At 75.0% G+C, this 20096-nt stretch carries 20 protein-coding genes and 1 riboswitch; of the genes, 9 read left to right on the plus strand and 11 right to left on the minus strand.

Going from position 1 to position 20096, the window contains the following annotated elements; all coding sequences use genetic code 11:
- Nucleotides 1-112: 112 nt before the first annotated feature.
- The 4 genes from ACZ5WK_RS11155 to ACZ5WK_RS11170 form a co-directional block, all read right to left on the minus strand.
- Nucleotides 113-514: a PLP-dependent transferase gene (locus ACZ5WK_RS11155; RefSeq protein WP_465547071.1), complete on the minus strand. Its 402-nt coding sequence runs from the start codon at nt 512-514 to the stop codon at nt 113-115.
- Nucleotides 515-584: 70 nt separating this feature from the next.
- A complete protein-coding gene (locus ACZ5WK_RS11160; protein ID WP_396322299.1) occupies nt 585-848 on the minus strand; it encodes a hypothetical protein in 264 nt (87 codons plus the stop codon).
- Nucleotides 849-1124: 276 nt separating this feature from the next.
- A complete protein-coding gene (gene lepB / locus ACZ5WK_RS11165; protein WP_465547072.1) occupies nt 1125-2147 on the minus strand; it encodes a signal peptidase I in 1023 nt (340 codons plus the stop codon).
- A 54-nt stretch (nt 2148-2201) separates the two neighbouring features.
- Entirely contained in the window at nt 2202-2840 is a 639-nt protein-coding gene (locus ACZ5WK_RS11170; RefSeq protein WP_465547073.1) for a helix-turn-helix domain-containing protein, read from the minus strand.
- A 281-nt stretch (nt 2841-3121) separates the two neighbouring features.
- On the opposite strand from ACZ5WK_RS11170, the gene ACZ5WK_RS11175 reads away from it, so the two are divergent.
- From ACZ5WK_RS11175 to ACZ5WK_RS11185, 3 genes are all read left to right on the plus strand, one after another.
- Nucleotides 3122-3826, plus strand: a complete 705-nt coding sequence (locus tag ACZ5WK_RS11175) for an HAD family hydrolase (RefSeq protein ID WP_465547074.1) — start codon at nt 3122-3124, stop codon at nt 3824-3826.
- A gap of 28 nt (nt 3827-3854) precedes the next feature.
- Nucleotides 3855-4304, plus strand: a complete 450-nt coding sequence (locus ACZ5WK_RS11180) for an NUDIX domain-containing protein (protein ID WP_465547075.1) — start codon at nt 3855-3857, stop codon at nt 4302-4304.
- A 174-nt stretch (nt 4305-4478) separates the two neighbouring features.
- On the plus strand, nt 4479-4835 hold the full coding sequence (locus tag ACZ5WK_RS11185; RefSeq protein ID WP_465547076.1) for a hypothetical protein: 357 nt from the start codon (nt 4479-4481) through the stop codon (nt 4833-4835).
- Between the two features lie 132 nt (nt 4836-4967).
- Here the strand turns inward: ACZ5WK_RS11185 and ACZ5WK_RS11190 are convergent, their stop codons facing one another.
- The 7 genes from ACZ5WK_RS11190 to ACZ5WK_RS11220 form a co-directional block, all read right to left on the minus strand.
- Nucleotides 4968-6476 (minus strand): hypothetical protein, encoded by a 1509-nt coding sequence (locus ACZ5WK_RS11190; RefSeq protein ID WP_465547077.1) that lies wholly within the window; start codon nt 6474-6476, stop codon nt 4968-4970.
- Nucleotides 6477-6792: 316 nt separating this feature from the next.
- Entirely contained in the window at nt 6793-7965 is a 1173-nt protein-coding gene (locus tag ACZ5WK_RS11195; RefSeq protein WP_396322292.1) for a magnesium and cobalt transport protein CorA, read from the minus strand.
- Nucleotides 7966-8317: 352 nt separating this feature from the next.
- A riboswitch (M-box (ykoK) riboswitch) is annotated at nt 8318-8491 on the minus strand.
- Between the two features lie 136 nt (nt 8492-8627).
- Nucleotides 8628-9620, minus strand: a complete 993-nt coding sequence (locus ACZ5WK_RS11200) for an ATP-grasp domain-containing protein (RefSeq protein WP_465547078.1) — start codon at nt 9618-9620, stop codon at nt 8628-8630.
- A gap of 233 nt (nt 9621-9853) precedes the next feature.
- Complete coding sequence (locus tag ACZ5WK_RS11205; RefSeq protein ID WP_465547079.1) at nt 9854-10156, minus strand: SHOCT domain-containing protein; 303 nt, start codon at nt 10154-10156, stop codon at nt 9854-9856.
- 62 nt (nt 10157-10218) lie between these two features.
- Nucleotides 10219-10680, minus strand: coding sequence for a DUF6325 family protein (locus ACZ5WK_RS11210; protein ID WP_396322289.1), 462 nt, complete (start codon nt 10678-10680; stop codon nt 10219-10221).
- Between the two features lie 282 nt (nt 10681-10962).
- Nucleotides 10963-11721, minus strand: a complete 759-nt coding sequence (locus ACZ5WK_RS11215; RefSeq protein WP_465547080.1) for a class I SAM-dependent methyltransferase — start codon at nt 11719-11721, stop codon at nt 10963-10965.
- A gap of 206 nt (nt 11722-11927) precedes the next feature.
- Nucleotides 11928-12572 carry a lysophospholipid acyltransferase family protein gene (locus ACZ5WK_RS11220; RefSeq protein ID WP_465547081.1) on the minus strand — a complete coding sequence of 215 codons (645 nt, stop codon included), beginning with the start codon at nt 12570-12572 and terminating at the stop codon, nt 11928-11930.
- Between the two features lie 159 nt (nt 12573-12731).
- On the opposite strand from ACZ5WK_RS11220, the gene ACZ5WK_RS11225 reads away from it, so the two are divergent.
- The 6 genes from ACZ5WK_RS11225 to ACZ5WK_RS11250 all read left to right on the plus strand — a co-directional run bounded on the left by ACZ5WK_RS11225 (nt 12732) and on the right by ACZ5WK_RS11250 (nt 19944).
- On the plus strand, nt 12732-14213 hold the full coding sequence (locus ACZ5WK_RS11225) for a phosphatase PAP2 family protein (RefSeq protein WP_465547082.1): 1482 nt from the start codon (nt 12732-12734) through the stop codon (nt 14211-14213).
- A 250-nt stretch (nt 14214-14463) separates the two neighbouring features.
- Nucleotides 14464-15417, plus strand: a complete 954-nt coding sequence (locus ACZ5WK_RS11230; RefSeq protein WP_465547083.1) for an STM4015 family protein — start codon at nt 14464-14466, stop codon at nt 15415-15417.
- 15 nt (nt 15418-15432) lie between these two features.
- On the plus strand, nt 15433-16599 hold the full coding sequence (locus ACZ5WK_RS11235; protein ID WP_465547084.1) for an STM4014 family protein: 1167 nt from the start codon (nt 15433-15435) through the stop codon (nt 16597-16599).
- 44 nt (nt 16600-16643) lie between these two features.
- Nucleotides 16644-17573, plus strand: coding sequence for an STM4013/SEN3800 family hydrolase (locus ACZ5WK_RS11240; RefSeq protein ID WP_465547085.1), 930 nt, complete (start codon nt 16644-16646; stop codon nt 17571-17573).
- Complete coding sequence (locus ACZ5WK_RS11245; protein ID WP_465547086.1) at nt 17570-18904, plus strand: STM4012 family radical SAM protein; 1335 nt, start codon at nt 17570-17572, stop codon at nt 18902-18904. The genes ACZ5WK_RS11240 and ACZ5WK_RS11245 overlap by 4 nt, the downstream gene beginning before the upstream one ends.
- On the plus strand, nt 18901-19944 hold the full coding sequence (locus tag ACZ5WK_RS11250) for an STM4011 family radical SAM protein (RefSeq protein WP_465547087.1): 1044 nt from the start codon (nt 18901-18903) through the stop codon (nt 19942-19944). Before ACZ5WK_RS11245 ends, ACZ5WK_RS11250 begins: the two co-directional genes overlap by 4 nt.
- Nucleotides 19945-20096 lie beyond the last annotated feature (152 nt).

Raw genomic sequence — 20096 nt, forward strand, 5'->3', positions numbered from 1 at the left:
CGCTGACGATGATCGGCGCCTCGGCGATCGGCGCCTCGCCCGTGCGGCGCGGCGACGTGCAACGCGGCGACGTGCAACGCGGCGACGATCGGGTCGGCGTGCTGACGCCTGCTCAGAGCTTGGCGAGTGCCTGGTCGAGGTCGGTCCAGAGGTCCTCGGGGTGCTCGATGCCCACCGCGAGGCGGACGGTGCCGGGGCCGATGCCGGCGGCGGCCAGTCCGGCGTCGCCCAGCTGACGGTGCGAGGTGCTGGCCGGGTGGATGATCAGGGTGTGCACGCCACCGAGCGAGGGGGCGAGGGAGGCGAGCCGGACCGACTCGGTGAGGGCGCGGGCCGCCTCGCGGCCGCCGGCCAGGTCGAAGGCGAGGACGCCGCCGTGGCCCTCGGGCAGCAGACGGCGGGCCAGCTCGTGGTCGGGGTGGGCGGGCAGGCCCGGGCAGTGGACGGCGGTGACGGCCGGGTGCGCGGCGAGCCGGCCGGCCAGGTCGAGCGCGGTGTCGCAGTGGCGACGCATCCGGGCCCCGGCTCGGCCACGGTTCCAGCCGGAACGCCCGGCTCAGAACGCCGGGATCGGAACGCCTGAATCAGAGACCGCCTCCCGGCAGCAGCACCACCCGGGCCGGGTCGAACGGCTCCCAGCACGCCGGGGAGCCGCTGCGGGCCACCCGCAGCCGGCACCAGCGCATCCCGGCCGCGTCCTGCCACCATCCGCTGACCCGGCCGAGCGCCCAACTGCCGTCGCCGAAGTGCACCTCGACCGGCTGGTAGACCCACTCGACGTCCGCCTCCGCGACCGCCGGACCGCCGTGCCCGCCGTCCCGCACCGGACTGCGCCGACTCTCCACCACGGTTCCGCCTCCCGTTCCGGACCGGGCCGCCGGCCCCCGCAACGGGACGGCCGGGCGACCGGACGTACAGCTCACCCGCCAGACTCTACAGCGGTGTAGATCTCAGCGGGACGGAACGCGACACAAGCTGCCACACCCTCACGCCCGGCCCCGTCCCACCGCGCCCCAGCCCGTCCGCCCCGCCCGGGCCAGGACCAGGACCAGATGGCGGCGTGCGCCGTGCGGACCGGCCGGTGGGGGCGGGGCGGAACCGTTCATCCCACCCCTCGGAGGAGCTCAGGACGACGCGCCGTCCGCCTCCTGGGCACCCGTCCGCCGGGCGGCCCGGCGGCGCTGCCAGAGGGCCGCCGGGACGACGGCGGCGAGCGCGGCGGCCTCCGGGGCCGGCAACTCCTCCAGCGGGTCGGCGCCGCCGACGCCGGTCGCCGCAGCCGCACCGGCCTGTGCCTGCTGGTTGTCGAGGGCCTTCTGGTCGAAGGTGCCGGGGACGGACAAGGTGTCCCAGTGACCGACCGGCCAGGCGACGACGAAGGCGCGCCCGATCACGTTGTCCACCGGCACGAAGCCGCCACCGGGCTCGTTGACGTGGTAGCGGGAGTCGCGGGAGGCATTGCGGTGGTCGCCCATGACCCAGATCCGGTCCTTGGGGACCTTGACCGTCCCGACCGGCGCCTCGCCGCAGGGTGTCGCCCCCGGGTAGATGTACGGCTCGTCCAGTGCCACGCCGTTCACCTTCACCGGGCTGCCGGCATTGCACTCGACGGTGTCGCCGCCGACCGCGATCACTCGCTTGATCAGGTCCTTCTCGTCCTGCGAGGGCATCAGGCCGACCACGCTCAGCGCCTTCCTGATGCCCCGGACGACGGAGTTTCCGGACTCCTCCGGCTCCGTCTCCAGCCAGCCGCCCGGGTCGCGGAAGACCACCACCTCGCCGCGCTCGGGCGTGGCGCCGAACCACGGGGTCAGCTTGTCGACCAGGACCCGGTCACCCTCCTCCAGGGTGTGCTGCATCGAGCCGGAGGGGATCGAGAACGCCTGTACGAAGAAGGTCTTGATGCCCAGTGAGAGCAGCAGGGCGACCACCACCAGGATCGGCAGCTCCTGCCAGAACGGGCGCTTCCTGCGCTCCGCCCGGCCGCGCTTCGGCTCCCCGCCGGCGTCGGACCCGTCCGCGCTCCCGGACTCCGCAGCGCCGCCCGCCAGGTCGTCGGTGACGATCACCTCGCTCCGGCCGGCCGCATCACCCGCATCCGATGCCCCAGCCGTCCCGCCGGTCTCCGCAGTGTTCTCGCCACTCATCCCTGGGCCCCTCCCAACGGCCTGCGGGGCCCGGACGGAAACCCCGCTTGTCAGCTAACGATCGGAGGTTCCCGGTCGCGCCCGGACGTGCATGCGCTCGCCCTGCGCGCCGAACAGGCTCAGGAACTCGACCGCGTTCGGCCCGGCGTTGCCGAAGGCGTGCGGGATCCGGGTGTCGAACTCGGCCGCCTCGCCGGCCGTGAGCACCAGGTCCTGCGAGCCGAGCAGCAGGCGCAGCCGGCCCGCCAGGACGTACACCCACTCGTGGCCCTCGTGCACCTTGGGCTCCACCTCGGGGCCGGCCCGGAAGCCCGGGGGCATGATCTGCTTGTAGGCGTGCAGCCCGCCGAGGTGGCGGGTGAGCGGGACGAAGGTCTGGCCGCCCCGGGTGAACGGGCGGGCGTGGACCCGCGGGTCCCCGGTGGCCGGGGCGCCGACCAGCTCGTCCAGCGGGACGCGGTACTCCCGGGCCAACGGCAGCAGCAGTTCCAGGGTGGGCTTGCGCCCTCCGGACTCCAGGCGGGAGAGAGTGCTCAGGGAGATCCCGGTGGCCTCGCTCAACCGGGCCAGCGTGGTCCCCCGTTCACGCCGCAGCGCCCGCAGCCGCGGACCCACCGCGTCCAGGACGGTGGAGAGCTCCTCGGTGGCACCGGGTCCGTCCGCGGCATCGTCGGTGTGGTGGGAATGGGCCATGCCTTCTATCTGCCGCTCCGGCAACCGGGTTTGTCAAACGGGCAGCACCCGGGCGAGGCGCGGCGCATCCGCAGAGCGGGCCCGTGGGCGGGGTCCGTGGGCGGGTGTCCGGGTGGGATCCGCCGGCGGGCCCGGAAAGGCCGGGTACCCGGCCGAGCCTGCCGGCTCCTCCCGTATCCGAGGGGTGAGCAGGACCGTTCGGCCCGGGGGAGCCCTTCCCGAAAATCCGGGCAGGCCGGCGCGATTCCGGTTAGGGTCACCGGGTAGTCAGTGTAATGATCTTGGGGGTCTTGATGCCGCACACCGGGCAGGTACTCGTCTTCGACGCGGACGACACATTGTGGGAGAACAACGTGCTGTTCGAGCGCGTGATCCACGACTACCTGAACTGGCTCCGGCACCCCACGCTCGACCAGGCCCAGCTGCGGGCCGCCCTCGACGACGTCCAGAGGGCCAACGCCGTCACCCACGGGTACGGCAGCCGGATGCTGCTGCGCAGTCTCGGTGACTGCGTCGAGAAGCTGCGCGGCAGGCCCGCCACGGCCCAGGAGCTCTCCGAGATCGAGGAGTTGGCCGCCGTCCTGGCCGGCTACCGGGTGGAGCTCATCGCCGACGTCGCCGAGACCCTCTCCGTCCTCAGCGGCCGGCACACCCTGCTGATGCTCACCAAGGGCAACCGGGAGGAGCAGCAGCGCAAGATCGACGGCTCCCGACTGGCGCACCACTTCAAGGCGATCGACATCGTCGACGAGAAGGACGCCGCGACCTACCGCAGCTTCGTGGCGGAGCACGGCCTCACCCCCGCCACCAGCTGGATGATCGGCAACTCGCCGAAGTCGGACATCCTGCCGGCGCGGGCAGCAGGCATGAACGCCGTCTTCATCCCCAACGACCACACCTGGGTGCTGGAGCACAGCGAGCTGGACCCGGCCGACGACGCCGTCCTGCGGCTTCGCACCTTCCGTGAGCTCCTCGACCACTTCTGACCGTCCTCGCCACCGGAGTCACCACCGCATGAACCCCACCTCGACCGGACGTCCCGTCGAAAGGGCACTCACCGCCCCCACGGTGTCCTGCGTCTTCGTCTGCCACGACGGCAACGGCCGCATCCTGCTCGCCCGGCGCAGCGCCGGCGCCCGGGACGAGCCGGGCACCTGGGACACCGGAGCGGGGGCGCTGGAGCACGGCGAGTCCTTCGAGTCGGCCGTGCGGCGCGAGGTCCGCGAGGAGTACGGCGCCGAGGCCCTGGCCGTCGAGACCCTGGGCGTACGCAACATCCTGCGCGGCACCCCGGTCTCGCACTGGGTCGCGGTCCTGTTCGCCGTCGAGGTGGACCCTGCTCAGGTCGTCATCGGCGAGCCCCACAAGTTCGACGCCCTCGACTGGTTCGGCCTCGAGGACCTGCCCCAGCCCCGGCACTCCCAACTCGCGGAGACGCTCGCCCACTTCGCTGCCGCCCGCTGACCGCGGCACGATCAGCGGCATCGCCGCCGCGTGGCCGGTGAGAGGCCGGCGAGCACCGAGAGCGCGACCCGGGTGCTCGCCGGCCTGTCCGCTCCGGTGACTCCACCAGGAACGCAGGCGACTCGACGTCGATTGCCCCGGTCTCATCCGGAACGACCGGTTAGGCTGCCGGGTGTGCGAGTCCAACTGACCCGGGACAGTGTCGCGATGGGCGACGACGTCGCCGCGCCACACGCCGGGACGCGGGACGTGCCGGACGACACCTCCGTCCGGTCGCTCCTCGACGGGATCCTGTCCGCCGGCTACCTCGCCACCGTCGCCGGCGGGCGGGCCACCTGGATCGCCACGGCCGGCGACGCCACGCCGCTCGCCGTCCTGGCCCAGCAGTGGGCGGCGCCGCGCCTGCTCCCGGCCGGCCGGAACCCGCTCACCACCCACGCCGGTCCGGACGGCACCCTACGGCTGCACTTCGGCTACCGGGCCCAGCTCGATCCGGAGGCCGAGTACGCGCGCCTGGGTGGATGCCGGTGACGAGCCAGGGGCGCGGAAGGTCGCGGCGGAACGCGCCCTCGTCCTCCGGCTCGAGGTGTCCGACTCCCCTCCGACCACCCGTCGGCTCCCTACCGACCACCCGTCGGCCGCCCTCCGACCACCCGTCGGCCCCTACCGGTACTCCCGGAGCCGCGGCCGGACGCCCAACGCCGTGAGGGCGAGCGACGCCGCCAGCGTCAGCGCACCGAGGGCGGCCGTGGTGGTGTCGAGGTCCGAGTCGGTCTCCGCGACCGCCTCGTCCATCGCCCGCGCGTTGACGTCGAGGGTGTCCCCGATCGCGCGGGCCAGCCGCTCGAAATCGTAGTTGGACTGCCCGGGCGCCAGGCCGGTGTTGAGCGTGACCGCCTCCTTCAGCCGCCCGGCGTCGCGCAGTTCGCGGATCCGCCGGTCGTCCAGCTGGTACGCCTGGAACGCCGCGAGCACGCGCTCTGCGGCCTCCCGCTCGCCGGGGAAGGTGATGTTGCGCAGCTCGGTGCCGAGGAAGCCGCCGAACGGGACGGCCGCATGGTCGGCGCGGTGGCGGCCCGCGACGGTGGCCAGCCGGGCGTTGTAGTCCGCGAGCGTGGCACCGTCGACCCGCGCGACGGCCTGGGTCTTGTCCAGGAAGCTCTGCTGGTACGCGGCGGCGCGGGCCGGGTCGGTGAGGTAGCGGCTCTCGTCGGCGTTCAGGTCGTACGCGACCGCGCGGGCCCGGCTGAGCGCGATCACGGAGTCGTAGGCATTGCTCTTGGCGACCACCAGATGCTCGTCGGCCCGGGTCACCAGGTGGAGCCCGACCGTCAGGGCGACGACGGTCAACAGGGTGACGGCGGCGAGCGGCGGGTTGACCAGGCGGCGGTAGCGCACCATCAGCAGCCGCTGGAGCCCGGCGAGGGCGGCCAGCGCGAGCAGGCCGGTGCCGAGGATCCACCACCGGCCGGTGGCGAGGCCGTCGCGGCCCCCGCCGTAGACACGGTCCACGGTGGCGCCGCTCGCCGTGCCCACCTCGTCGGCGGCGGGCAGCAGCCGCTGCCGCAGCAGGTCGGTGGCCTGGCGGTAGGCGTCCAGCGCGGCCGGGGAAGGCTGCCCGGCCGGGGCGCCGGCCTGCTCCTCCAGCAGTTCGGCGCGGGCCACCTGCGCTTCGTATCCGCCGAGTTGGCCGAGTACGGTCTGCACCGCGCGCTGTCCGGCCGGGTCGCCGGCGGCGGCCTCGGCGGCCTGCTGGAGGTCCGCGTCGGCCTGGGTGCGGCGCTGCTCGTAGGTGTCGAGCGTCTGACGGCGCAGCGGCGCGAAGTCCGGGTCGGCGCCGAGCAGCAGGAGGTTGGCGGCCTGGGCGTCCATGTCGCTGAGCGCGAAGTAGAGGTCGGCGGCGCGAGCCGCCTGCGGGGCGTCGCGGTGGCCGATGGCGTCGGTGTCGGCGCGGGCACCGGTCAGCACGGCGGCGGCCGCGGCGCCCGCGCCGAGCAGGGCGGCCAGGCAGAGCGCGGTGAGGGCGCGGACCAGGCGCGGGGTCGTCCAGGGCAGCGGCCGGCCGGCGCGCCGCCGCAGGGCGCGCGCGATGGTCGCGGCCCGCGACCCCGGGGCCGCCGGTCCGGGCCCCGCCTCCCCCGGTGAGCCCGTCCTGCCCGGGCCGGCGGGCACCGTGCCCGCACCCGCTGCGACCGAACCCGCTGCACCTGAACCCGATGTACCCGAACCCGCCGTGGCCATGGCCGCGCGTCCCCTCCCCCGTAGAGCGGACCCGCCCGTACTCCCCACGAAGCAGACGCGGAACCGTTTCCTCACTGCCGACGCTATGCCGCGGTGATCGGGGGACGGGCCGCCCCTGACGCCTCCTTGACGCCGTCGGCCAGCCCTCTTGACGCCTTCTTGACGCGGGCCGGACCCTGGACGCGCTCCGGTCGGTGACGACGTGCCGCAGCCCGAGGGGCGCCCGGTCCGCCGGGCGCCCCGCCGCCTACAGCCAGTCCCGCTTCTTGAAGATCACGTACAGGCTCGTGCAGACCGCCGCCATCAGCAGAATGGCGAACGGGTACCCGGCCGCCCAGTGCAGCTCCGGCATGTTGTCGAAGTTCATGCCGTAGATCGTCCCCACCAGCGTGGGTGCGAACAGGATGGCGGCCCACGAGGAGATCTTCTTGATCTCGTCGTTCTGCACGTGCCCGGCCTCGGCGAGCTGCTTCATCTCCTCGTTCTGCCGCTGCGAGACCAGGGTCGCGTTGACGGTGAGGATGTTCTGCAGCATCTGCCGGAAGCCGTCCACCCGCTCGGCGGCGTACGTGGCGTGGTCGGCCACGTCGCGCAGGTAGCGCTGGAGCTCGTCGTCGGTGCCGTACTTGCCGAAGCCGGCTTCCAGGCTCTTCATGATCTCCAGCAGCGGCCGGGTGGCCCGCTGGAGCTCGATGACCTCGCGGGAGAGCTCGTAGATGCGCCGGGAGACCTGCGGGTCGCCGCCGAACACCTCGGTCTCGATCTCGTCGATGTCGTGCTGGAGCCCGGCGATCACCGGCGCGTAGCCGTCGACCACCGCGTCCAGCACCGCGTAGAGCACGGCCTCGGGGCCGAGCGCGAGCAGCTCCGGGTCGGCCTCCAGCCGGCTGCGGACGGCGGACAGGTCGGGCGCCTGCGAGTGGCGCACGGTGAGGACGAAGTCGGGGCCGACGAAGAGGTGGATCTCGCCGAAGTCGACCTCCTCCACGTCGTCCAGGTACCGGGCGGCGCGCAGCACGACGAAGAGGGTGTCGCCGTAGCGCTCCAGCTTGGGCCGCTGGTGGGCGACGATCGCGTCCTCGACGGCCAGTTCGTGCAGGCCGAACCGCTCGGCGGCCTCCAGCAGCTGGGCCTCGGCGGGCCGGTACAGCCCGATCCAGGCCATCGTGCCGGGCTTGCCGGGCAGCTGGCGGTAGACGTCGGCCAGGCCGGCCGGCTCGCCGGCCCGGCGGCCCTCGCGGTAGACCGCGGCGTCCACGACGGAACGCTCCAGCGTCACCGGCTCGGCGGGCTGCTCGTGCCGCGGGTCCATCGACTGCTCGGGCGCCGGCTGGCCGTCACCGCTGCCGGCGGTGGCGGTGACGGGACGGGAGAACGGACGCTTGCTCGCGCGCACGGCGCGCACACGCCAGTCGGACATGGCGGGTACCTCCACGGTTCGGTGTCCGCCGCCGGGGACCGCGGTCGCCGGGCGGGGCAGGAAGGGGAGACGCCCGGCCGTCCTCCTCCGCGCACGGCGCCCGGCCGCGCGGCGGTGCCCGTCGGTGTCAGCGGGCGGCGCGGCGGCAGGGGGTGGGAGCGGTACGGGAGGAGGGTTGCCGGGTGCCAGGAGATGAGGGGGACATCCTGGGACGGGGCCGACTTCGGCCCGGACTACTGGACTCCACAGCTCTCACCTCCTCGCCGTCGGGCGCCCGCACACCGGGTCGCCGTTACCGGGCCATCAGGAGGATCCACCCCACGCGGGCGGGCACGCGGGCCCGCAGGACGGGTGGGCACCCCTGATCTCGTCAGAGCTTTGGCACGCCACGGCGTAGCACCCGGAGGTGCAGCCACTTGGGGTCACCCCTTAGGCCGGGGAGACCTGTCCTGAACCTGGGCGTCTCTCGACGTCGTGGGGTCAGTGGCCTGTGTCCATGGCGACGCCTCACCGAACGAGGTGCCTTCACAACCTCACCGAGTCTAGTACCCTCCCGGGCCTCCCTCCGACCATCCCCCTCCGGCCGGCGGCCGGGCGGGCCCGGCACTCCGCCTCGCGGCCGGGGGCGGGCCGGCCCGCCACGACGCCTCGCGGCCGGCCTGCTACCGCGGCGCGAGGTGGGCGGCGGCGTACGGGACGGCGACGGTCTCCAGGCCGCCGACGGTGCCGAAGACCGGGTGGACGTTGACCTCGAAGACCACCCCGCCGTTCTCCGCCGCGAGGTCCACCCCGGCCAGCGGAAGGCCCAGCGACTTGGTCGCGGACACCGCCAACTCGGCTAGTCCGGCGGGGAGTTCGGACTCCTTCAGCAGAGTGGAGACGGCGCCCTGACACTCGTTGCAGGGCGCGTCCGGGTCCGGCTGCACATGCTCCACCGCGCGGACGACCCGCCCGCCGAGCACCACCACCCGGTACTGGTGGCGCCGGCCGTCCGCGGTGAAGTTCCCGGCGTCACGGGCGAGCAGCCAGTCGGCGCCCGCCGCGGCGTAGTGACGCGCGGCGGCGGCGAGTTGGGCGCGGGTGGTGACGTGGAAGACGTCGTTGCCGCCCATGCCGACGGTCGGGCGGGCCCAGACGTCGCCGCCGAGCCGCCCGAACGCCTCGGCGGCGGCCTCGGGGCTCGGCCGGGAGAGCGCGATGGTGGGCATCTGCGGGATGCCGTCGCGGGCGAACCGCTCGACCGTGCGGTTCTTCTCGGTGGCCGCCCGCCAGGCGTCGGTGTCCGTGCCGAGCGATCGGGCGCCGCACTGAAGCAACTGACGCTGGCACGACTCGAATTCGCGGCGCCGGTGCGGCGGGATCTCGTAGACGAGCACCGCCTCCGCCGTCACCGCGATGCCCTCCGCGGGCACCTCCAGACGGACCGCGCCGGCGTGCCCGGCAGCGTCCGGTCCGGCAGCGCCCGGTCCGGCAGCGCCCGGCCCGCCGTCCGTGCCGTCCGCCCCGGTGCCGCCCCGCCCCGCCCGGGTGATGCGGCCGGTACCGCCGGTCATGAAGTGCCGCGCGTCGAGCTCGACGGGCGCTCGGCCGGTGAGCAGCCGTACCGCGGCGGACAGGGTCTCCCGGCTACCCTCGGTCGAGCTGTGATCGGTCATCAGAACGAGCTCGCGTGGACCCATGCCGTCATGGAAGCGCCGCCCCGCCCACCCCGGCAAGACCGCCTATCCCGCCGGTTCACCTCCCGCTGGCCGAAACCACCCTGTCCGGCGCCCGGCCGCACGCGAGTGCCGCGGGCGGCGGGTGCGCCGGATGTCACGGAGCGGTCCCGCCGGGTGCCGCCGGCCCTGCGTGCTGCGGGGCTCGGGCCGACGGCTCTGCCCGCCCCGTGTCAGCCGCCGAGTATGCGGGCCTTCTGGGCGGCGAACTCGTCCTCGGTGAGGACGCCCTGCTCCTTGAGGGCGGCGAGTTCCTTGAGCTGGCCGATCTTGTCGTCCATGGACGGGGGCGCCGCAGCCTCCGGGGGCGCCGCAGCCTCCGGGGGCGGCGGCTCGCTGTAGGCCTGCTGCTGGGCCGCGGCCGGTTCCTGCTGGGCCCAGCGGCCGGCCTGGCGGCGGGAGACGCGGTTGGAGACCGCGGTGGCCGTTCCGGCGACGACCGCCGTTCGGGCGACTCCCCGAAGTAGTCCGGGCATGGCTTCCTGCCAGTGGTGAGAAGGGGGACGGTACGAGCATCGGACCTGTCGTTTCGGCCCTGTCAGGTCGTGGAGTCGAGCACCTCCAGCGCCTCGATGACGTCCTGGACCGGAACACGGCCACCCGCGATCATGCGGGCGCCGGCGCGGCGCAGGGCCGCCGCCAGGGGCGCGGCCCACAGGTTCTCGTAGAGGAGGACGGCGGCGGAGTCACCGGGCGCGAGGAGGGACCCGGCCTCGGTGAGGTCGCCCTCGTCGAACAGTCCCGAGGAGGCACCTTCGAAAACGGTGAGATCGAGCTTCCCGTCACCGGTCACGTCGGCCAGTTCGAGCCCGGTCACCGTGCCGTCGTCCTGCTTGGTGACGAACGTCAGGTCGAGGATACGAATGATGCCGCGATCGACCAGGTCGACCAGGAGCGGCATCCCTTCACCGGTCAACCGGCTGCCGGGGAATTCGATGACCACGTAGTCGATGGGGCCGGGTTCGTCCAGCTCGCCCGATCCGTTGGGTTCGTTGCTCACAACAGCTCCTGGAATCCTGAGCGGTGAGGCCGGGTGACCTGGTCCGGGGGCGCGAGCGGCCCCGCCGAAGGGCGGCACGCCGTGGCGGGCGGCCGGCGCATCCGCGGGCCCTCGGTCACCCGCCCTTGATCCGCACGCCACTGCCCGGGCCGGCGGCCTCGACCGGTTCGGGCCGGGGGCCGGGAACCACACGGACCCACCCGTCAGGCCGGCCCCTCCCACCAGGCTAGCCCGCCGACCCGAACCCGGCCCGCCCGGGCGCCGGGCACCGGGGGTGCCGGCTCAGACCGGCTTACGGGCCTCGATCAGGAAGCGGGCGGAGTACGCGACGAACGGCCCCTCCGCCCGGATCAGCGCGTCGAGTTCGCGCAGCCGGTCACGGTAGGCGTCGACGGTGAAGCCGGGAACCATCCAGATCACCTTCCGCAGGAAGTAGACCACCGCCCCGATGTCGTGGAACTCGATGCGCAGCCGCTCCGACCGCAGGTCGACCACCTCCAGCCCGGCCGCCCGCGCGTCGGCGCTCTCGCCGTCGGGGTGCCGGCCCAGGCGCGCCTCGGGCTGCGGCCCGAGGAAGTACTCGACCAGCTCGAACACCGACGCCGGCCCGACGTGCTGTGCGAAGTAGGTGCCGCCGGGCTGCAGCACACGGGCGATCTCCGCCCACCAGACCGTCGCGGGGTGCCGGCTGGTCACCAGGTCGAACGCCGCGTCGGCGAAGGGCAGCGGCGGCTCGTCCGGGTCCGCGACCACGATCGCGCCCCGCGGGTGCAGCAGCTTCGTCGCCCTGGCGATGTTCGGCGGCCACGACTCGGTGGCGACCATGGCCGGCGGGAAGCTCCCGGCCCCGGCCAGCACCTCGCCGCCGCCGGTCTGGATGTCCAGCGCCGCCGTGGCCGCTCCCAGCCGCTCCCCCAGCAGCCGCTGGTACCCCCAGGACGGCCGCTGCTCGGTGGCCCTCCCGTCCAGCCAGGAGAAGTCCCAGCCGTCCACGGACACGGCCTCGGCCTCGGCAATCAGCTCTTCGAACGTACGCGACATACCCGCATCATCCCGGCACCCGGAGGCCCCGGCCAACCGGTTTTTCGCCCCGGCCGGGGCCGGCCGGGCGGCGGCCCCGGCAGCGGTGTACGGGGCGCGGCCGCGGTGTCCGCAGTGTCCGCGCTACGGCGATGCTGCAGTGCGGCCCCGCGGCGATGCGGCAGCGGTGGCCGCCCGAGTGCCCGCACCACCTCCCGCCCGCCCCCTCAGCGGGCCGCGGCCTCCGCCGCCACCCGCCAGGCCGCCGTCACCGCGTCGTGTGCCGCCCTCGTCGCGGCGACCGGGTCGCCACCGAGCCTCAGCGGCGCGCCGAGGTGGACGTGCAGGGACGGCCGGCGGGCGGGGGCGGTGGCGAGGCCGGCCAGCTGCTTCAGCGGGCCGCCGGACGCGACCCGGCGGGCACCGGCCTGGCCGAGGGGGACGACGGGCGCGCCGGTGGCCGCCGCGAGGCGGGCGACGCCGCTGCGGAAGGGGCCGGGCGGGCGCTCGCCGGAGTCACGGCGCCGGGGCAGCCCGCCCTCGCCGTAGATCAGCACCACGCGCCCGGCGGCGAGCGCTTCGGCGGCCGCGTCGAGCGCCTCGGCCGCGCGCCCGGTGCCGCGGTGGACGGGAATGTGGCCGTCCCGCCGCAGCAGCCGGCCGAGCACCGGCACCCGCCAGAGACCGGCCGCCGCGAGCACCACCGGCCGCGCGTCGAGACGGCGCAGGGCGGCGAGCACGATCGCCGGGTCGGTCAGCGCGGTGTGGTTCGCCGCGACGATGCTCCCCGGCCGGAGGTCGGCCCCCGGGTCGACGGTGACCCGCAGGGTGCCGACGGCGGGGACGAGGAGGGATGCGGTGCGGCTGAGCATGGCGGTGACGTGATCCTCCGATGGGCGGGCGAGCTGCCGACCAGTCTCCGCCACACCACCGCCCCGCACCTGAGTACCCGTACTCAACCGGGTACTCGTCCCGGGCCCCGGAGGGCGCCGCACCTGCCGACGCGCGCCGGTCGGCCCTAGGCTCGCCATATGAGGCGACTCGATGCGGTGGACCGGGCCCTGTTCGACCGGGTGGCGCTCGCGCGGCTGCGCGGTACCCAGCCGTGGCTGCGCGGGCTGAGCCATGCCGCCGACCACGGGGTGCTCTGGCTGGGCGCGGCGGCGGTGCTCGGTGCGGTCGGCGGGCGGGAGGGACGGCGGGCGGCCCTGCGCGGGATCGGCTCGCTGACGCTGGCCTCCACGGCGGCCAACATCGCCGCCAAGCAGCTGACCCGGCGGCCCCGCCCGGTGCTCGACCAGGTGCCTGCCGTCCGGCGGCTGCTGCGGCAGCCGGTGACGACCTCCTTCCCGTCCGGGCACTCGGCCTCGGCGGCGGCCTTCGTGACCGGCGTCGCGATCGAGGCGCCGCTGCTGGGCGCCGCGCTGGCACCGGTGGCGGCCGCCGTCGGGGCGTCCCGGGTCTACACCGGGGCGCACTACCCGGGTGACGTGCTGGCCGGGCTCGGGCTCGGCGCGGCCCTGGCGGCGGTGACCCTGCGCTGGTGGCCCCGGTCGAACGACCGTCCGCCGCCCGCCGGCCCGCCACGCCGCTCGGCCCCGGCCCTGCCCGAGGGAGCGGGCCTGTCGGTGGTGGTGAACAGCGGCTCCGGCGGCGGAGCGCTGCTGCCGGCCGACCCGGACGAGACGGCGGCCGAGCTGCGCGCCCTGCTCCCGCGGGCCGACGTACGGCTCTGCGGCCCGGACGACGACCTGCCCGCACTGCTCGCCGAGGCCGCCGACCGGGCAGCCGCGGCCGACGGCGCGCTCGGGGTCTGCGGCGGCGACGGCAGCGTCAACCTCGCCGCGTCGCTGGCCGCGGAACGCAACCTGCCGCTGGCCGTCTTCCCCGGCGGCACGCTCAACCACTTCGCGCTGGACCTCGGAATCGACACGCCCGAGGCGACGGCGGAGGCGGTGGCGACCGGTTCGGCGTGCGGGGTCGATCTCGGGCTGGCCGTGGACGACACCGGGCGGCGGGTCTTCCTGAACACCTTCAGCCTCGGCGTCTACCCCGAACTCGTCCGGCTGCGCGAGTCGTTGGAGGGCCGCCTCGGCAAGTGGCCGGCCCTGGCGGTGGCCGTCGCCCGAGCCCTGGCCGTCGCCGAACCGGTCACCGTCGAGGCCGGCGGCCGCACCCGCCGCGTCTGGCTGCTGTTCGCGGGCAACGGCGCGTACGACCCACCCGGGTTCGCCCCCACCCGCCGGACCGGCCTGGCCGACGGCCTGCTCGACATCCGGGTGGTCGACGGCGGCAGCCCGTTCGCCCGCACCAGGCTCACCGCCGCCTTCCTCTCCGGCACCCTCTCCCGTTCCCGCGTCTACCACGCCGCCCGGCTGACCGCGCTCGACCTCGACTCGCTCGGCACCGCGGACCGGATCGCCGTCGACGGCGAAAGCGTCCCGGCGGCCGGCGCACTCCGGCTCGCCAAAACACCCAACGGCCTGACGGTGTACCGGCCTTCGGGCCTGTAGAGCATGCTTCCGGGCGCCGCCCGGGCCGCCCCGCGGCGATGGGCATGCCGCCGGGCGGCCGGGGCTGCCGGGGCAGCGGGGGCCGACGACGCCGCTGCGCCGGAGCGCCGCCGGGTGGTGGATCACCGGCCGCGTCGCGACCGCCTCGCCGACCCGCCCGGGAGCGCGCCCGGTTTGTGCCCCGGCCGCCGGATTGTCGGACCCGACTGGTAGACAGTTGACCGGTCCCGACCCCCCGGAGGAGCAGCGCATGACCGTCGGCAAGCACATCGAACAGTTCCACGGCCTCCCCGTCCTCGACTTCGTCCCGGCCGTCGGGCAGGGTGCCGCGCTGCCCGATGCGGCGGCGGTCGCCTGGAAGATCGGCATCGAGTACGACTCGCCGAAGGGCTTCGTCGAGCAGTGGCAGCACTTCCTCGGCACCGTCGACACCGAGCGGATCACCGCCGTCGTCGTCGGCGAGTGGTCGCAGGAGGGGCCGGAGAGCTTCGCCGAGCCGCTGACGGCCATCCTCGCCGCGGCCGGCCGCCTGCCGGCGTTGCGAGCCCTCTTCCTCGGGGACCTCACGTACGAGGAGTGCGAGATCTCCTGGATCGACATGGTCGACGTCACCCCGGTGCTGACGACGTTCCCGCTGCTGGAGGAGCTGGTGGTGCGCGGCGCCGCGGGGGACATGGTGGAGGGTGACGGCCTCTCCCTGAAGCCGGTGCGGCACCAGAGCCTGCGGGCGCTGCGGTTCGAGTCGGGCGGCCTGCCGGCCGCGGTGCTGCGGGCGGTCGCGGACAGCGAGCTCCCGGCGCTGGAGCGGCTGGAGTTCTGGCTGGGCGTGGAGAACTACGGCGGCGACTCCACCCTGGAGGACTTGGCGCCGTTCCTCGACGGCTCCCGGTTCCCCGCGCTGCGCCACCTCGGCCTGCAGGACAGCGAGAGGCAGGACGACATCGCCGCCGCCGTCGCCCACGCCCCGGTGGTGGCCCGGCTGGAGTCGCTCAGCCTCTCCATGGGCGTGCTCACCGACCAGGGCGCCACCGCCCTCCTGGAGGGGCAGCCGCTCACCCATCTGAAAGCCCTCGACCTGCACCACCACTACCTCACGGAGGCCGTGCAGCAGCGGCTGCGCCAGGCACTGCCCGGGGTCGCGACCGACCTCTCCGAGGCCGGCAAGCCGGACGACCAGTGGCGGTACGTCGCCGTCGCCGAGTAACCGGGCGGAGTCCTGATGTCCGTACCGCACATGACCACACGGCCGACACGTCCGCTCCTGACGGTGCTCGGCAACCCCGGGCACCGGCGGGTCACGCTGTTCGCCGCCGCGGCCCGGGCGGCGGGGCTGCCCCAGCCCGCCGTCCTGCCCTGGATCGACGTGCTGCGCGGCGCGTACCACCTGCCCGAGGGGAGCGTGGTGCGGATCGAGTCGCCCGGCGAGGACGCAGCCGTGGACGAGCTGCTGCGCGGCCCTGCGCTCGGCCCCTCCTACGCGCCGACCCGAGTGGAGGGCGGGGCGGCCTGGTACGCCGGGGTGATGGCCGCCCTGCGCGGACTGGCCCGGCTGCCGGGGGTGCGGCTGCTCGGCGATCCGGAGGAGATCGCCGTGATGTTCGACAAACGCCGGGCACACGCCCTGCTGGCGGCCGCCGGGGTACCGGTGCCCCGGGCGCTCGGCGGCGCGGCCGTCGACGGCTGGGACGACCTCCGGGAGCGGCTGCGCGCCGCCGGGCTGCGCCGGGTGTTCGTCAAACCCGCGCACGGCTCCTCGGCCTCCGGCGTGGTGGCGCTGGAGTTCGGCCCGCGCGGGCAGGTCCTGGCCACCACGTCGGCCGAGCCGGCGGGCGGGCAGCTGCACAACTCGCTGCGGGTCCGGCGCCACCGGAGCGAGCGGCAGGTGGCCGAGCTGATCGACCGGCTCGCACCGGACGGCCTGCACGTCGAGCAGTGGATTCCGAAGGCCTCGCAGTCCGGCCGCTCGGCGGACCTCCGTGTGGTGGTGGTCGCCGGGCGGGCCACCCACGCGGTGGTGCGCACCGGCTCCCAGCCGATGACCAACCTCCACCTCGGCGGCGCCCGCGGCAGCCTCGCATCGGCCCGGGAGGCCGCCGGGGCCGCCTGGCCGGCGCTGCTGGAGACGGCGGAGCGGGCAGCGGCCTGCTTCCCGAACTCCCCGATGGTCGGCGTGGACGTGCTGCCCACCGCCGGCTGGCGCCGCGCGCTGGTCGGCGAGGTGAACGCCTTCGGCGACCTCCTGCCCAACCTGACCGGCCTGCCCGGCGGCCCCGCCGAGGGCCTCGACACCTACGGCGCCCAGCTCGCCGCCCTCCTCCTCCGCCGCCACCACCTCGACGGCCCTCCGGCGCCGGCGAACAACGCACCCAGGGAGCCGACCCGATGAGCCACCAGAACCCCGGGCCCACGACTCCGGCACCGTCACCCGACATGAACGCCGTCGTGGGCAGCCACGACCTGCTCCTCGTCACGCTCGACACGCTGCGGTTCGACGTCGCCGAGGAGCTGGCCGCGGCCGGGCGGATCCCGAACCTCGCCGCCTTCCTCCCCGGCGGCCGGTGGGAGCGCCGGCACTCCCCCGGCAGCTTCACCTACGCCGCGCACCAGGCGATCCTGGCCGGGTTCCTGCCGACCCCGGCCTCCCCGGACGGGCCGCACCCGCGCCTGTTCGCCGCCCGGTTCGCCGGTTCGGAGACCACCGCGCCGCGGACCTGGGTCTTCGACGCGCCCGACCTGCCCGGCGCGCTCGCCACGGCCGGGTACCGGACGGCCTGCATCGGCGGCGTCGGCTTCTTCAACAAGCAGGGGCCGCTCGGTTCGGTGCTGCCCGGGCTCTTCCAGGAGAGCCACTGGGCGCCCGAGATGGGGGTCCCCTCCCCCGTCTCCTTCGAGGCTCAGGTGGCCCGGGCCGAGCAGGTCGCCGCCGCGCAGCCGGACGGGCAACCGCTCTTCCTCTTCGTCAACGTCTCGGCGCTGCACCAGCCCAACTGGTTCCACCTGCCCGGCGCCACGCGCGAGCACGGGGACTCCCGGGAGAGCCACGCGGCCGCCCTGGTGTACGTGGACGCGCACATCGGCCGGCTCTTCGCGGCGATGAGCGCCCGCCGGCCGTGCTTCGCGATCGTCTGCTCCGACCACGGCACGGCGTACGGCGAGGACGGCTACACGGGCCACCGGATCGGCCACGAGGTGGTCTGGACGGTCCCGTACGCGCACTTCACCATCCCCGCCGGCACCGGCCCTGCCGGCGGTGCCGCCTCGGCCCCCGTACGCGCCGTTCCCGTCGGCACCGGCCCCTCCGACACCGCCGGCGGTGCCGAGCCGCCCCGCCCGACGGCCACCGCCGAGGAGACCTCATGACCACGGTGCCCGCCCGACCGGCCGAGTCCCCCTACCGCTCGTACGTCTACGCCTACCCGCACAAGACCGCGTACCGGCCGCTGCCGGAGCGCCCGGCGCTGCGCGAGCTGTGGGCCGGCGAGCCGCAGCACGCGCTCTCGCTCTACCTCCACATCCCGTTCTGCGAGGTCCGCTGCGGATTCTGCAACCTGTTCACCCGGATCGGCAGCCCTGACGGCCTGACCACCGCCTACCTGGACGCGCTCGACCGCCAGGCCGCCGCTGTCCGCCGATCGCTGGACGGCGGCGCCCGGTTCGCGCTGGCCGCGTTCGGCGGCGGCACGCCCACGTACCTGACCGCCGCCGAGCTGGAGCGGCTCTGCGACATCACCGAGCGGCGGATGGGCGCCGACCTTCAGGCGGTCCCGCTCTCCGTGGAGGCCTCGCCGGCCACCGCCACCACCGACCGGCTGGAGGTGCTGGCCGCCCGGGGCACCACCCGGCTGAGCCTGGGCGTGCAGTCCTTCGACGACCGGGAGGCCCGCTCGGCCGTCCGCCCCCAGAAGCGCGCCGAGGTCGAGGCCGCCCTCGGCCGGATCCGCGCCGCCGGCTTCCCCGTGCTCAACATCGACCTGATCTACGGCATCGACGGCCAGACCGAGGCCGGCTGGCTGCGGTCACTGGACGCCGCCCTGGCCTGGCGGCCCGAGGAGCTGTACCTCTACCCGCTGTACATCCGGCCGCTGACCGGGCTGGCCAGGCGCGGCGAGCAGGAGAGCCCGGCCGACTGGGACGCCCGGCGGCTCGCCCTCTACCGGGCGGGCCGCGACCACCTGCTCGCGAACGGCTACCAGCAGGTGTCGATGCGGATGTTCCGGCGCGCCGCCTCCCCACAGGCCGGCAGCGGCGAGTACGCGTGCCAGACCGACGGCATGGTCGGCCTCGGCTGCGGCGCCCGCTCGTACACCTCGCGGCTGCACTACTCCTTCGACTACGCAGTCAACGCCACCGAGGTGCGCGGCATCATCGACGACTACGTGGCCACCGAGGACTTCCACCGCGCCGAGGTGGGCCGGTACACGACGCCCGAGGAGGCGCGGCGGCGCCACCTCGTCCAGTCGCTGCTCCAGGCCGAGGGAATGCCGCTGGCGGAGTACCGGGACCGGTTCGGCTCCACACCCGCCGAGGACTTCCCCGCCGAGCTGGCCGAGTTCGAGGCGCGGGGCTGGCTGGCCGCCGACCCGCTGCGGCTGGTGCTCTCCTCCGAGGGCCTGGCGCACTCGGACCTCGCCGGTCCGATGCTGTTCTCACCCGAGGTACACCGCCTGATGGCCGAATACGAGGTGAAATGACCTTCCTCGGCATGCCCGCGACCGGCCCGGACGGGGACGACGCCGCCACCGCGGCCCCAGGCGCGCGTACGGCCCCGGCCATACGCCCGGCCCCGCCCGTACGCCCGGCTCCGGTCAACGGCCCGGCCCCGGCCGTTCCCCCGGTCCCGGACGGCGGGCTCGGCCTGACCCTGCTCTACCGGGGCCCGCTCGCCTCCTGCGACTACGACTGCCCCTACTGCCCGTTCGCCAAGCGGCGCGACACACCCGGGCAGCTGCGGGCCGACCGCGCCGCGCTGGACCGGTTCACCGGCTGGGCCGCCGGCCGGGCCGGCACCGGCGACACGCTGTCACTGCTGTTCACGCCCTGGGGCGAGGGGCTGGTGCGGTCCTGGTACCGGCGGGCGCTGGTCGAACTGAGCCGGATGCCGCACGTACGGCGGGTCGCGATCCAGACCAACCTCAGCTGCCGCACCGACTGGCTCGCCGAGGCCGACCTCGCCACCCTGGCGCTCTGGGTGACCTACCACCCCGGGCAGGTCGGCCACGACCGCTTCCTCGCCAAGTGCCGCGAGCTCGACCGGCTCGGCGTGCGCTACAGCGTCGGCGTGGTCGGCCGGCCCGAGCACCTCGCCGAGGCCCGCCGGCTGCGCGCCGCGCTCTCCCCCGCCGTCTACCTCTGGATCAACGCCGAGGAGGGGCGCACCTACACCGACGCCGAGGCCGCCGACTGGCACGCGCTCGACCCGCACTTCGGCTACAGCCGGCACGCACACCCGAGCGCCGGCCGGCCCTGCCGCACCGGCGAGTCGGTGCTCTCGGTCGACGGCGAGGGCACCGTCCGCCGCTGCCACTTCGTCCGCGACGTGCTCGGCAACCTCTACGACGGCTCGTACCGCGCCCGACTCCTGCCCCGGGAGTGCCCGTTGCCGGTCTGCGACTGCCACATCGGCTATGTGCACCTGGAGACGCTGCCGCTCTACGAGGTCTTCGCCGGGGGTGTGCTGGAACGGGTGCCGCGGGGCTGGGCCCTCCGCGGGCGGCCCGCACCGCCGGGGTGACCTCCCCCCGGCACCTCGCCCCGGCACCTCTCCCCGGCCGGACTCCATGGCCTGACACCCGAGCCTGACACCCGGGCCCCACGGACCGCCCCGCCACGGCTGCCGCACCGGCACCGCGCGCCACCGCGCCGAGGTCCCTAGCCTGGAAGGAG

The sequence above is a fragment of the Kitasatospora sp. NPDC032757 genome, assembly GCF_055579305.1.